This is a genomic window from Bacillus sp. FJAT-27986, from assembly GCF_001685035.1.
In the GTDB taxonomy this organism is placed as follows: domain Bacteria; phylum Bacillota; class Bacilli; order Bacillales; family Pradoshiaceae; genus Pradoshia.
Genome location: NZ_MAYV01000020.1, coordinates 1 through 14,395, shown reverse-complemented (window position 1 = coordinate 14,395; position 14,395 = coordinate 1). Strand labels below are relative to the sequence as shown.

Sequence of the window (14,395 nt, the reverse complement as noted above, 5' to 3'; positions counted from 1 at the left end):
ATGAAATTTATAAGAATGACGTTAAATAAATGGGAAAAGTGGTGGAAATTTGTCATTCTCCTGCTTTTACTAATTATGACGTTCACATATGCCATGTTCCAGGGAGGGTTTGTCAGCTGGTTCCTTTTTTATAGTTTTCTTCCGTTCGCCTTGTATGCTCTAATGATTTTTGTCTATCCATTAAGTGATTTTACAGTAGAGCGGGTCTTAGGTGATCAGGAATTAACGGCCGGTGACCCAGTAGTTATGAAAATTATTATTAAAAGGAATATGCCGGTTCCGATTGCCTACCTGCTCATTCATGAACTATTACCGGAAAGGCTGGAAATCCTACTCGGAAGGGAAAAAATCAGTTCTATCGTTTTTCCGGGATTCAGAAAAAGAATAGAATTGTCCTATAACATTAAGAGTATGCCAAGAGGAGAGCATACCTTTAATAAGCTTGAAATAAGAACAGGAGATATTCTCGGGTTAATTGAGAAGAGTAGAATGATAGATTCCGATAAAAAAATCCTTGTACTTCCTGCAACGGTTCCTTTGCCATTAAGACAGGTTCTCGGTGATTATGAACAAGGCAAGCGCACAAATTCCTATAAAATCAGAAATGAAACAGCGATGGTTTCTGGTATTCGAGATTATGCTCCGGGTGATCGTATGACCGTCATTGACTGGAAATCAAGTGCAAGGGGCGTCGGGCTCAAAACTAAAAACTTTGAAGAAAAACACAGCAGTGACTTCTTTCTTTTAATAAATTGTGAGAGTGACCACTCTGTTTTTGAAGAAATGGTGACCTTTAGTGCATCAATCGCTGAAATTGGTTTGACTAAGGGGATGAAATTGGGTCTCTGGGCTGGTGGAGGTGGACTGGATAACCTATTAGAAGTAAAGGAAGGAAAAGGATATGTTCATAAAGCCTTGAATTTTATGGCTAAAATAAAAGCTTCGCCAAAAATTGATGTAAGTTCCCCAAGATTTTATACACCTCAGACAAGATTTATACCGCCAAATGCATCTCTTATTGTTGTTACTTCTGTTTTACATTTACCATTCGTAAAAGCATATACCAACCTTGCTGGAGGAATCCATTCCTTGTATATTCTATTTTTCTGTGAATCTTCCCATGTACTCAATAAGGCTGAACAAGAGGCCTATACCTTTGGAATAAATCATGGAGCGAAAATGTCTATTATTCGAAATCGAGAGGATTGGGGAGTTTTTGAAGAGAGGGGCGGCAGATGAAAATGAAAACGAATAACCTGCATCCCGGTATACGTCTTCTGTTATTCCTGTTTGCTTTTATTATGCTAATAGAGTGGATGAGACCAGTTGGAGAAGTGACAAACACAAGCCAAATTAAGTATTTTATTATTTTTGCAGCCGTTTCATTGGTGATGTATGCATTCAGAGTGTCCTGGAAAATCATGACTCCTGCTTTATCCGTTTATATAGGTATGAGTCTTTATCTGATTTTTTATCGTCCTGAATTCTATTTGACAGAAGACAGTTGGATACGCGCTTTCTTCATCGATATAAAAGAGGGATTGTTCTCTGTATTTTCAACAGATTGGCAAGGGTTAAGTCCTGAATTCAGAACGTTTCTTTTCTTCATTTTAATATGGATGTTTACCTATTTAATTCATTATTGGGTACAAGTGAAACAGCGATTGTTCCTGTTTTTGTTTATGACATTTATCTATGTAACAGTTCTAGATACCTTTACAACCTATGATAGTGATCAAGCAATTGTACGAGTAGTCGTTATTGGATTTGCTATCCTTGGCATGCTCGCATTAGTACGTTTGCTAATCGGGGAGAACATCCACTATACGAATCGAACTGCTATCCGTTGGCTTATTCCTTTATCTAGCATGATTGCATTTGCGGTAGTCATTGGTTTTTTTGCTCCAAAGCCACAGGCGATATGGCCTGATCCTATTTCCTTCATTAAATCAACCTCAGAGAAATTTGGATCTACTCAAAAAAGGATAGGGTATGACAAGGATGACAGCAAATTAGGCGGAGATTTTATTGGCGATGATGGGGTAGTGTTTCGGGCTTCCTCATCTGTCCGTACGTATTGGAAAATTGAAAATAAAAACGTTTATACGGGTAAAGGATGGGAAACTGGTGCAGATTATGGCATGGGTCAAACGATATTAGAATCAGAACCAGCTATGCTATACGATTACAGGGGGGAAACTACGAATACATTGTCAACGGCTGAACTGGAATTTGAGATAGACCATGGCCATATTCCTTATCCAAGCCCTATGGCTATTGAGCAAATTTATAATCTGAATCCTGAGGATGAATCAGTTTTTTCTAGTTTATTGTATTCAGGTGACTCCTCTGAGATTACCCCGATATATGAGGACGATACGAATAAAAACGAATTAAAAAAGGTGGGCGTGCAATTTAGAAGCCCCACCTATTATCTGGATGTACTCCAACAGGATGAAATAAATGATTTGTATGAAATGGAAATGGATTTACTACTAAGACAATCGATGGGTATACCTGATTATGTTCCGGAGCGTGTCTCAAGCTTAGCAATAGAGCTTGCAGAAAAGACGGGATCCAACAGTATGTATGACCAAGTCAAAGCAATTGAGGATTATTTGAAAGGTGAAAAATTTACTTATAGTAAAGAAGATGTTCCATACCCTGAGGAAAGCCAGGATTATGTAGACCAGTTTTTATTTGAAACACAAATAGGCTATTGTGATAACTTTTCAAGTGCCATGGTTGTAATGGTCCGCTCTCTTGGAATCCCGGCGCGTTGGGTAAAGGGATATACAGCAGGTGATTTAGTGTATGACCAGGAGCTGGGTGAGTCTCGGTATGTGATTACAAATAACAATGCGCACTCATGGCCTGAAGTTTATTTTCCCAGCGTAGGATGGGTTCCTTTTGAACCAACGAAGGGCTTTAGTTCTGAAGTACGGTTTACAGCTTCTCAGGAGGTCAGCAATGACCAGGAGGAAACGCAGGTTACGCCAGAAACGAATCAACCAGAAAATAAGGAGCCAGAAAAGCCGGTCGAAACAAAGGATACAGCTTCCCAGTTTACGTTCGGAACAATCAAAGGTAAAATAGCGGAACATTGGAAGAAAGCTCTAGTGGTGATTTTGGTATTAGGTGGAGCTGCTGCTTTATTATATAGAATCAGAGGAAAATGGATGCCGCACATTTGGGTGTTTTATTATAAGAGGCTTATGAAAAAGCCGAATTATTCAAATGCCTATATGCAATTGCTTCGAGAATTAAATCGGTATGGAATAAAAAGAAAGCCTGGACAGACCCTGAGAGAGTATGCGATTTACGTGGATCGTTTCTTCGGATCATCAGATATGAATAGGCTAACGCATGCATATGAAAAACACATTTATTCTGGAGAAAAAACTGAAATGGATTGGCGAAATTTTCAAGAACAATGGGAGAAGATGATTTTAAGAACTATTGCTTGACCACACTTTTCTCTCAAGTTACAATTATGGCGGTTAATAAAAAGCAATCTACCCTTCATATAATTTCGAAAATAAGGTTCGAAAGTTCCTACCAAATCACCGAAAAATGATTTGACTATGGAGGAATTATATAAATGTTAACTAGAACTCTGAATGGTAAATAGGGATTCTAGTTTTTCTTTATTCGAATGAATAATCCTAAATTGTGGAATAGCTAGTACATAAAGGATAAGGATTCTAATAGGTTGATACCTGGTATTTCTTTATAAGCATATGGGGAAGAGAGATAAATATCTCTTTGGATGAAGTTGCTCAATTAACCGAAAATATCAGACGAGGTGAAAGTGATGATAGAAACAACTGATCTCCCGATTCAAGAAATGATTGTCGTTCTTGATTTTGGAAGTCAATATAATCAATTAATCACAAGGAGAATTCGTGAATTTGGAGTTTATAGTGAACTTCATCCCCATACAATTACGGTGGAAGAAATTCAGAAGCTAAATCCAAAGGGAATTATTTTCTCCGGCGGACCAAACAGCGTGTATGATGCTACAGCTTTTACATGTGATGAGCGGATTTTTGATATGGGCATTCCAGTTATGGGAATTTGCTATGGTATGCAGCTAATGACTCAGCATTTTGGCGGAAAAGTGGAACGTGCAAGCAAACGCGAATATGGAAAAGCCGAAATTAAGCTGAATCATGAAAGTTTATTATTTAATGGGCTCCCTACTGAACAAACGGTATGGATGAGTCATGGTGACCATGTTGTTACAGCTCCTGAGGGCTTCCAAGTTGATGCGACGAATCCATCATGCCCAATCGCGGCAATGAGTGATCACAGCCGTCAATTATATGCTGTACAATTCCATCCAGAAGTAAGGCATTCTGTATATGGTAACGACCTGTTGAAAAACTTCGTATTTGGAGCATGTAAATGTAAAGGCGATTGGTCCATGGCTAATTTCATTGAAATGGAAATGGATAAAATCCGCAAAACCGTTGGAGACAAACAAGTACTATGTGCATTGAGCGGCGGAGTAGACTCCTCTGTTGTAGCGGTATTGATTCATAAAGCCATCGGTGATCAATTGACATGTATCTTCGTGGATCACGGTTTACTTAGAAAAGGCGAAGCGGAAGGTGTCATGAAAACATTCCGTGAAGGCTTCAATATGAATGTAATTAAAGTCGATGCTAAAGAGCGATTCATGAAGAAGTTAGCTGGAGTTAGTGACCCAGAGCAAAAACGTAAGATCATTGGAAATGAATTTATTTACGTATTTGATGATGAAGCGACCAAGCTTGAAGGAATTGATTATCTCGCTCAAGGTACGCTTTATACTGATATCATTGAAAGTGGAACGGCTACTGCGCAAACCATTAAATCTCACCATAATGTAGGTGGATTACCGGAAGATATGCAATTCCAACTTATCGAGCCTTTAAATACACTCTTCAAGGATGAAGTGCGTGCACTTGGTTCAGAGCTGGGTATTCCGGATGAAATCGTTTGGAGACAGCCTTTCCCAGGACCTGGTTTAGGAATCCGTGTATTGGGAGAAATAACGGAAGACAAACTGGAAATCGTAAGGGAATCAGACGCGATTCTTCGTGAAGAAATTAAAAATGCCGGTCTTGATCGTGATATTTGGCAATACTTCACTGTCCTTCCTGATATCCGCAGTGTAGGTGTGATGGGGGATGCCCGCACATATGATTACACAATAGGAATCCGTGCGGTAACATCTATTGATGGAATGACATCTGACTGGGCAAGAATCCCATGGGATGTACTTGAAAAAATATCTGTGCGAATTGTCAATGAAGTAAATCATATTAACCGTGTTGTGTATGACATCACGTCCAAGCCACCTGCGACGATTGAGTGGGAATAGAATTGGAAATCGATAGAACCATTGAAAACACTGAGTTTTTGAAGTGGTTTTAGGCTGGGCTGATTGATAGAAAATTGATAGCAGATATATAAACGAGACGAAAAGGTCTATCTGAATAAATCATTTCAGGTAGACCTTTTTTTCGTGGTTTCTAAAAAGATATTCAAAAACAATGAAAATAGGTTGCCCGAATACACTTTCCATTACGAGATCTTATCAGAGCTCCTCGTAAACATGAGCTTTTAGCTCTTGCAACCGGAGCCCGTGTAGAACCACGAAGCAGAAAAAATTACCTATCGATTTGCACATCTGTTTCCAGGTAGAAAAAGCAATTATAAGTGTTCGAGAAAAAGATAATGAAGCTATGAGCGATTTTGAGAGAAAGCAGGAAAGTGAAATGAGTTGGTAGATTGTGGGGATTATATTAAAATAACTTTGAATAGTCGTTACAATGTATGCAATAGTTTCCACTGAAGAGGTAAATTAGAATTGTGGGAGAGTTATTATGACAACAAAATTATTCATTCAAGCACTAACTAAATTTTTATTGGGGGTTGTTTTAGTTGGTCTATTGATATTCTTACCTGCGGGTACTTTATTATTTGCGTATGGTTGGTTATTTATGGGGATTTTATTTGTGCCAATGTTCCTTGCAGGAATTGTGATGATGTTCAAAAACCCAGAACTGTTAAAAAAGCGACTCAATGTAAAAGAGAAGCAAGATGAACAATGTCTTGTGGTAAAGCTTAGCGGACTTATGTTTTTAGCAGGTTTTATTGTTGCGGGATTAGGTTTTCGTTTTGATTGGTACACCTTACCAAAGAGTGTTGTAATTTGTGCTGCGGTGGCATTTCTTGTAGCATATATTCTTTATGCAGAGGTACTCAGGGAGAATACATATCTTAGTCGTACTATTGAGGTACAGGAAAATCAGAAAGTTATCGATACGGGGCTATACGGTATTGTCAGACATCCAATGTATAGTGTGACATTACTTTTGTTTTTGTCGATGCCGATTGTGTTAGGTTCAATATATTCGTTTTTTATTTTTCTTGTATATCCCTTTATAATTGCCAAAAGGATTAAAAATGAAGAAAAACTTCTTGAAAAAGAACTCGATGGTTATCGTGAGTATAAGCAAAAAGTCAAATATCGCTTGATACCGTTTATTTGGTAATAGTAAAGCAAATTCCATTTTGTGAAGGATCAATTATTGGATATATAACACTAGGAGGATATCTATGAAAATTACTGAAGGATTTATGCCATATTTAGATTTTAAAACGTATTACCGCATCGTTGGAGAAAATACCGGTAATAAAAAACCACTCATTTTACTTCATGGCGGACCAGGCTCCACTCACAACTATTTTGAAGTACTCGATCAATTTGTTGAGGAAGATGGACGCCAATTAATTATGTACGATCAAATCGGTTGTGGCGAATCTTATGTAGAAAATCGCCCTAACCTCTGGAACGCAGAAGTTTGGACAGAAGAACTCATTGCACTTCGCAAGCACCTTGGCTTAGAAGAATGCCATCTTCTGGGTCAATCATGGGGAGGCATGCTTCTTTTGAATTATGTTTGCAATTACAAACCAAACGGAATCAAAAGCATCATCCTTTCTAGCACTCTTCCAGCTTCTTGGATGTGGGGAGAAGAACAGCAACGTATGATTAAATTCATGCCAAAAGATATGCAAGAAGCCATTGCCATTGCAACAAGCACTGGTAACTACGATGCCCCAGCCTATTTGGCGGCAGAAGAAGAATACATGATTCGCCACGCTGGAGGACCTGTCACAGAAGATTCACCAGAATGTATGAAGCGTCCTAGAAAAATAGGAAATGAAGCATATGTAGTCGGTTGGGGACCAAATGAATTTACTCCACTCGGCACATTAAAAGATTATGATGTTACAGCGCAACTAAAAGACATTCAAGAGCCAGCACTTGTAATTAATGGAGGTAGTGATCTTTGCACTCCTTACATCGCAAAATATATGTATGACCATATTCCAAACTCTCGTTGGGAACTCTTCCGCGACTGCAGACATTCATGTTTCGTAGAAGACACAGAAAAATACATCGCTCTTTTAAAGGAATGGCTCAATGCAAACGAATAAAACTTTCAGGTTATAAGTGAGATAGATTCTATTTTTCATTTTTAGTTCTGTAGTTATAGCCACAACGTTGGATGGAGCAGAGTTGATTTGTATTTTCATCAGCTTGCCCGCATATAAGAATAAAAATAAAATGTGACTCTCTTTTTTACCTGAGATTTGGGTGGGAAAGGGGATCTTTTTTTATGTCAAAAATAAGTCTAAAGGGATAATTAAAACCAACTACTTTTGGTAAGAGATGGTTGATGAATATATTGTAGTGCGATATACTTTATGTATCGAACCACGATATAGTAGATGTGAAATAGAGCTATAAATTGGAGGAAGTATGGAAGAGCGGATTAAAAGAATTTACATACCTATGACAGAAACAGGGTTTTATATACTATTTTGCATGCAGGAAGAAATGCATGGTTACAACATTGCTAAAAAGGTGAAGGAAATGACAGGCGGCGAGATAATAATCAGTCCGGGAACTATGTATGGGAGCCTGTCAAAAATGGAGAAAGACGGGTTAATTATGTTTGTTCGTGAAGAAAATAAAAGGAAGTTCTATATGATCACTGAACTAGGCAAGCAAATTCTTAATATTGAAATAAGGCGTATTGAGAGACTATATCAAAATAGTAGAGGAGGGTTATATGATGGAAAATGATATGAAAAGAGAATTTCGCTGGTTTATGTTAACAGATTACGAGAAAGAAGAGACATTTTTGCGTGAGATGCATAATAAAGGGTATAAATTGGTGAAAGTTAAACTGCCAGGGTTTTATTATTTTGAATTATGTGAGCCAGAAGATGTAGTCTACAAATTGGATTTCAATCCGCAGACATCAGAAGACAAGCAAAGTTATTTGCAGATGTATGCAGATTATGGCTGGGAATATATGCAGGATATAAATGAATACAGCTATTTTAGAAAATCAGCAGGTAACACAGATGAAGGAGATACAAATATTTTCAGTGATGATCAATCAAAACTGGACATGCTAAAGCGGATTTTTATGAAAAAATTAGTACCTCTTCTGGGGATTTTTCTATTATTTATAGTTTGTTCGGCCATGAGTATCGCTTTAGGCGGGATTGAGAGTTCATGGAATAGGGGATTTATTATATTTTGGTCTATTTTGTTTTTAATATATTTGGTGATTTTTGTGTATTGCGGAAGAGGATTTTATAAACTGAGAAAGAATTACTCACATAGGGTAGAGTAGCCTGTAGTATAGGTGGAAGGCGACCTATCTTTATTTTTCCTATTTTGTATAAGTCCTTGTTTTGATTGACCGAGCATATAGGGCTTTTTGTTAATTCTTCCAAGGTCGAAAAGTCCTTATTCCATTATGAAGTAGGTTATAAATCCAAAATAAGAGGATAGCCAACTGGTTATCCCCTTATTTTTTGTATGGTTTGATATTTTGTTCTCTGAAATCTTCTATTTTTCTTGGTACGTTTGTGACACCGCTAAAGTTGTTGTAAAAATCCTCCCAATCTTTACCCTCTAAACGATAATATCGTTCCATTGTATCTATATACAGAAACAACGCCTGTTCAGCAATAATATCAGGGATTTCATATTCTACAGGCTGTTTGGTATCTAATCTTTTACATAATAAATTTTGTAGATTCTTTGCATACTCTAATTGTTCTTTATCTATTTTCACATTTATAAAATTTTGGGTATCCATAGTTATTTCCTCAGTTTATCAAAATCTTTGGTGAATATGTCAGTGTATTCAAAGTGCGTCCATTTCTTAATTCACATTTAGTAAAGTATAAAACCAGTATTTCTGCATTAATATCATAGAGTTGAAAGGCTAGCTTGGTGAATATGCTAATCTGAATATTCAAATACCATTATGATTATACTTTAATATCTGCTGAATTCAACAACAATATTTAGGCTTCTGGTTGTAATATATACCAAATGTGTAGGCTTTAATGGTTACTTACAACATAATCTATAAAATGGAAAGGATGTTATTTGTGTAGATCATGAATGGAAATGAGTATAAATCCTGAAAGGTATGGTAATGTTTCTAGGACTGACTACACCAATCTAGCATCAGGAGTAAATGCGAACAAATCCTTCTCAACCTCTAGATAATGTTCGCTTTATTATTGACCAAGTATCATTCTCTTGATACAATACAAAAGACCTAATAATTTAATAAATATATAAATTCGTATAATCATGGGAATATGGCCCATAAGTTTCTACCGAGCTACCGTTAATAGCTTGACTACGGATATGAATGATACTGCCTATTTATAGGTTATTCTTTGTATTTGAGTCAGCCTCGAACGGATTCGTTCGAGGTTTTTTGGTTATCCGGAACTTATACGAAAGCGTATGAAAAGAAGGAGAGGAAGTAGGTTGAAAAAGTACTTTCAGTTTGACGAACTTGGCACCAATTACAAACGAGAGATTATTGGCGGGATTACAACTTTTCTGGCAATGGCGTATATTTTAGTTGTTAATCCATTGCAATTATCTTTGGCAGATGTACCAGACCTTCCGGATTCAATGAGAATGGATCATGGTGCTGTATTCGTTGCTACTGCACTTGCTGCTGCAGTTGGTTCAATTTTTATGGGGCTAATTGCAAAGTATCCGATTGCGCTTGCTCCGGGTATGGGGCTGAATGCTTTCTTCGCTTATACAGTAATTCTAACGTTTGGTATTCCTTGGCAAACAGCTTTAGCAGGCGTTTTAGCTTCCGGTTTTATTTTTGCTATATTAACGTTGACTGGATTAAGAGAGACCATTATTAATGCGATTCCTGCAGAATTAAAATATGCTGTTGGTGCAGGTATTGGGTTGTTTATTACCTTTGTTGGTATGAAAAATGCAGGAATTATCGTCAATAATGATGCTACTCTTATTGGAATCGGTGATTTCACGGATGGAAATACATTATTGGCAATCGTAGGCTTATTAATTACAGTTATCTTTTTAGTTAAAGGCGTTAAAGGTGGCATTTTCTATGGAATGATTATTACTGCCATCATTGGGATGTTAGCAAACCTTATTGAGATTCCTGACAGTATATTCGGTGCAATTCCAAGTGTGGCTCCTACTTTTGGTGTTGCGATTGAACCGTATTTCAATCCAATTCAATCAGATTTATTCACTATCCAATTTCTGGTTGTTGTACTGACATTCTTATTTATCGATTTTTTCGATACAGCCGGTACACTAATGGCGGTTGCCAACCAGGCAGGATTAACCAAAGATAATAAATTGCCAAGAGCAGGCAAGGCTTTATTTGCAGACTCCCTGGCAACGATGACAGGGGCATTGTTTGGGACATCTACAACGACATCATACATTGAATCAACAGCAGGTGTCGCAGCAGGGGCTAGAACTGGATTCGCAGCAGTTGTAACTGGACTGTTGTTCCTATTATCACTATTCTTATATCCGCTTTTATCTGTTATTACATCACCGGTTACAGCACCGGCCTTGATTATTGTCGGGGTGTTAATGTGCTCCTCACTCGGTGATATCAATTGGTCAAAATTAGAAATTGCAGTGCCTGCATTTCTTACAATCATCATGATGCCATTATCCGGAAGCATTGCGGCTGGGATTGCCTGTGGATTTATCTTCTATCCAATTACGATGATTGTGGCTGGACGTATTAAAGAGATCCACCCAATCATGTATGGAATGTTTGTTATATTTGTTTGTTACTTTATTTTCCTTTCATAAATATGTTCTCTAAAGGCTGCCGGCTGAGTTCGGCAGCTATTTTTTTATGGATAGGAAACATGTTTGCAATCCCATCTTTGGATAGGGCCTCCATAATATTCATGTTTTCTTGGTATTTGAGTGCCTTTTGGGCATATTAACAAGTAATTATTCAGATTGGTTATGGATAGCAGAAAATAATCAGTCGCTTTTATTTTGTTAATAAGTCTAAGGAGGACGTACTATGTTCAAGAAAGTATTCGGTGTCCTGCAGAAAATTGGGAAAGCTTTAATGCTTCCCGTCGCTATATTACCTGCGGCTGGGATTCTTTTAGCTCTTGGAAATGCCATTCATAATCCGAATCTGTTGGACCTAATGCCATTTTTAGATGCTGGGTGGATTCAAAAGGTTGCAACTGTGATGGAGGATTCTGGTCAAATTGTCTTTAGCAATCTTTCATTATTATTTGCGGTAGGTGTAGCAGTTGGACTTGCTGGAGGGGAAGGGGTCGCCGGCCTGGCTGCTATCATTGGTTATCTAATTATGAATGTGACCATGGGGGTTGTTTTGAATGTGACGGCTGACATGGCTGCCAATGATCCATCCTATGCTAATGTTTTAGGCATTAACACTTTGCAAACCGGAGTATTTGGGGGGATTATTGTTGGACTGCTGGCAGCTTATATGTATAATCGGTTTTTCCGAATTGAGTTACCCTCCTATTTAGGCTTTTTCGCGGGTAAGCGATTTGTCCCTATTATTACAGCTGCTTCCGCATTGATTCTAGGTCTATTAATGACACTGATATGGCCGCCAATTCAACACGGATTAAATACATTATCTCAAAATATGATAGATACAAACTTAACATTAGCGGCATTTATATTTGGGGTGATTGAACGATCGCTTATTCCATTTGGTCTTCATCACATATTCTATTCACCATTTTGGTATGAATTTGGACAGTACACAAATAAAGCTGGAGAAATTGTTCGTGGTGATCAGGCAATCTTTTTTGCGCAGATTAAAGATGGGGTTAAATTGACAGCAGGTACTTTTATGACAGGGAAATATCCGTTTATGATGTTTGGATTACCTGCAGCTGCTTTGGCCATTTATCACGAAGCGAAGCCTGAGAAAAAAACATTGGTAGCCGGGATCATGGGATCAGCAGCCCTAACTTCCTTCTTAACAGGTATTACAGAACCAATGGAATTTTCGTTTTTGTTCGTTGCGCCTGTTCTTTTTGGAATCCATGCTATTTTTGCAGGTCTCTCCTTTATGACTATGCAACTGTTGAACGTCAAAATAGGGATGACCTTTTCCGGTGGAGTTATAGATTTTATTTTATTTGGGATAGTACCAAATCGAACAGCCTGGTGGCTTGTTATTCCGGTCGGCTTGGTAATCGCAGTCATTTATTATTTCGGTTTCAGATTTGCAATCCGTACTTGGAATCTTCGAACGCCGGGAAGGGAAGATGAAGATGATGAAAGTGCTCAGGGTAAGGGTGGTTCAGTCGATGAGCTTCCGTATGATATTCTTGAGGCAATGGGGAAAAAAGAAAATATAGCACATTTAGATGCTTGTATTACCCGTTTGCGTGTTGAGGTTAACGATATTGCGAAAGTTGATAAAGATAAACTGAAAGCACTCGGAGCTGCTGGTGTGCTAGAGGTGGGGAACAATATTCAGGCAATCTTTGGCCCGCGTTCCGAAACGATTAAATCTCAGATGAAGGATATAATGGCAGGGAATAAGCCGCGTCCTACCAAAGCAGCCTCAGATAATGTTGAAGCTGAGATACAACAACAAATAGAAGAGGTAAATCCGGATGCGTTAAAAACAGATTTCTCAAAGGGAGAATTCGCTGCACCACTTGAGGGTCAGCTGATTCCGATTTCGGAGGTTCCTGACCAAGTGTTCGCTGAGAAAATGATGGGTGATGGATTTGCGATGATCCCAAGTGAAGGAATCGTTGCTTCTCCGGTTGATGGAGAGATTATAAGTATTTTCCCGACTAAACATGCTCTTGCTATAAAATCTGACAGTGGTCATGAACTATTAATTCATGTTGGCATTGATACGGTAAAGTTGAATGGTAAAGGATTTGAAACAAAGGTTAAAGATGGCGATAAGATTACGCAGGGCCAGATATTAATGGAATTTGATTTAAATTTCATTAAGTCAAATGCGACATCCATTATTACACCGATTGTTTTTACAAACCTGCTGGCAGGAGAAGGAATTAAGTTGGTTAAACAAGGCAAAGTAAAATTAGGAGAAGTACACATAGTTGATATCATGTAAATAATAACTCGCAACTCTATCTATACTGGAAAGGGTTGCGAGCTTTTCATTAATATATATGAAAGAAAAGAATGTTTAATAAGAGATGTTCTTTTGAGGACTCTTAATATTTTCTCATAGTATCTTGGAGTTGGTAACGAAATTCAACAATCTCCGACGCTTATTATGAGAACGTTCAACCTGAAATGAATATATTCTAGGTTTGGCGAAGACGGTAGTTATTGGTGCAAAGAATCAGCAGCAAATTGGAGAATTAGTCCTTAGGAATTAAGAAAACGGTATTGTTAAACGACGATATGGGTGACTTGTTTCAATTATTGCGTACCAGATCAAGCTTTCTCTGGAAGAACAACGGGAGCCTATTTTTGCAATAGCTTCTATAGATTAAGTATTTGCTTCGCTGTTGAATGGCAAGTAATTAAGGTATTCCCGATTGTATGCTGTTAGACAATGGGATAAATCTTGATTCACGTAGGGAGCGTTAAGTTGAAACTTAGCGATCAAGGTTAGAAGTTATTATATAGAAGGAAAAGCGTATATGAAGGAGTCATCTTTGAATATAGATGAGAACTGATGGTATTCGACAATAGTATTAATATACTATAAAAATTAATAACAAAATCGTCTTGTTGTTAATCTAGCACAATGAAATTGAATGTCTGAGTATTTTTATTTTAATTTAATGGTTGACGTATGCTTTAATAGCGTGCTACTATAAGTAAGCACCAGACAGGAACGAAACAATATCAAAAAAATGTTGACTTTCGAAAATGTAGGTGCTATGATAATAAAGTTGCTTTTGCAACGCGAACCAAATGAAAGATTGTTAGTTAAATACATTAAAAGAAACGCTTGACAACAACAAGTTATCTTGATATAATGTAAGAGTCGCTAACACGACA

General features: G+C 37.7%; 10 protein-coding genes and 2 riboswitches. Of the genes, 9 read left to right on the top strand and 1 reads right to left on the bottom strand.

What is annotated here, in order from left to right:
- From A8L44_RS18000 to A8L44_RS17970, 7 genes are all read left to right on the top strand, one after another.
- Window positions 1-1,239, top strand: a complete 1,239-nt coding sequence (locus A8L44_RS18000; protein WP_066109816.1) for a DUF58 domain-containing protein — start codon at window positions 1-3, stop codon at window positions 1,237-1,239.
- Complete coding sequence (locus A8L44_RS17995; RefSeq protein ID WP_077248198.1) at window positions 1,236-3,467, top strand: transglutaminase domain-containing protein; 2,232 nt, start codon at window positions 1,236-1,238, stop codon at window positions 3,465-3,467. Before A8L44_RS18000 ends, A8L44_RS17995 begins: the two co-directional genes overlap by 4 nt.
- Window positions 3,468-3,502: 35 nt before the next feature.
- Window positions 3,503-3,605, top strand: a riboswitch (purine riboswitch).
- A gap of 209 nt (window positions 3,606-3,814) precedes the next feature.
- Complete coding sequence (gene guaA / locus A8L44_RS17990) at window positions 3,815-5,368, top strand: glutamine-hydrolyzing GMP synthase (protein ID WP_066109814.1); 1,554 nt, start codon at window positions 3,815-3,817, stop codon at window positions 5,366-5,368.
- Between the two features lie 505 nt (window positions 5,369-5,873).
- Window positions 5,874-6,545, top strand: a complete 672-nt coding sequence (locus A8L44_RS17985; protein WP_066109811.1) for a methyltransferase family protein — start codon at window positions 5,874-5,876, stop codon at window positions 6,543-6,545.
- A 64-nt stretch (window positions 6,546-6,609) separates the two neighbouring features.
- Window positions 6,610-7,494, top strand: a complete 885-nt coding sequence (pepI, locus tag A8L44_RS17980; RefSeq protein WP_066109808.1) for a proline iminopeptidase — start codon at window positions 6,610-6,612, stop codon at window positions 7,492-7,494.
- 325 nt (window positions 7,495-7,819) lie between these two features.
- On the top strand, window positions 7,820-8,146 hold the full coding sequence (locus A8L44_RS17975) for a PadR family transcriptional regulator (RefSeq protein ID WP_066109805.1): 327 nt from the start codon (window positions 7,820-7,822) through the stop codon (window positions 8,144-8,146).
- Window positions 8,136-8,705 (top strand): DUF2812 domain-containing protein, encoded by a 570-nt coding sequence (locus tag A8L44_RS17970; RefSeq protein ID WP_066109802.1) that lies wholly within the window; start codon window positions 8,136-8,138, stop codon window positions 8,703-8,705. Before A8L44_RS17975 ends, A8L44_RS17970 begins: the two co-directional genes overlap by 11 nt.
- A gap of 177 nt (window positions 8,706-8,882) precedes the next feature.
- Here A8L44_RS17970 and A8L44_RS17965 read toward each other — a convergent pair whose 3' ends face one another.
- Window positions 8,883-9,176 (bottom strand): hypothetical protein, encoded by a 294-nt coding sequence (locus tag A8L44_RS17965; RefSeq protein ID WP_066109798.1) that lies wholly within the window; start codon window positions 9,174-9,176, stop codon window positions 8,883-8,885.
- A 476-nt stretch (window positions 9,177-9,652) separates the two neighbouring features.
- Window positions 9,653-9,754, top strand: a riboswitch (purine riboswitch).
- A 111-nt stretch (window positions 9,755-9,865) separates the two neighbouring features.
- On the opposite strand from A8L44_RS17965, the gene A8L44_RS17960 reads away from it, so the two are divergent.
- The gene (locus A8L44_RS17960; protein ID WP_066109795.1) at window positions 9,866-11,203 is read left to right on the top strand and encodes an NCS2 family permease; all 1,338 of its coding nucleotides are present in this window, start codon (window positions 9,866-9,868) and stop codon (window positions 11,201-11,203) included.
- 223 nt (window positions 11,204-11,426) lie between these two features.
- Complete coding sequence (gene ptsG, locus A8L44_RS17955) at window positions 11,427-13,493, top strand: glucose-specific PTS transporter subunit IIBC (RefSeq protein ID WP_066109793.1); 2,067 nt, start codon at window positions 11,427-11,429, stop codon at window positions 13,491-13,493.
- Window positions 13,494-14,395: the final 902 nt, after the last annotated feature.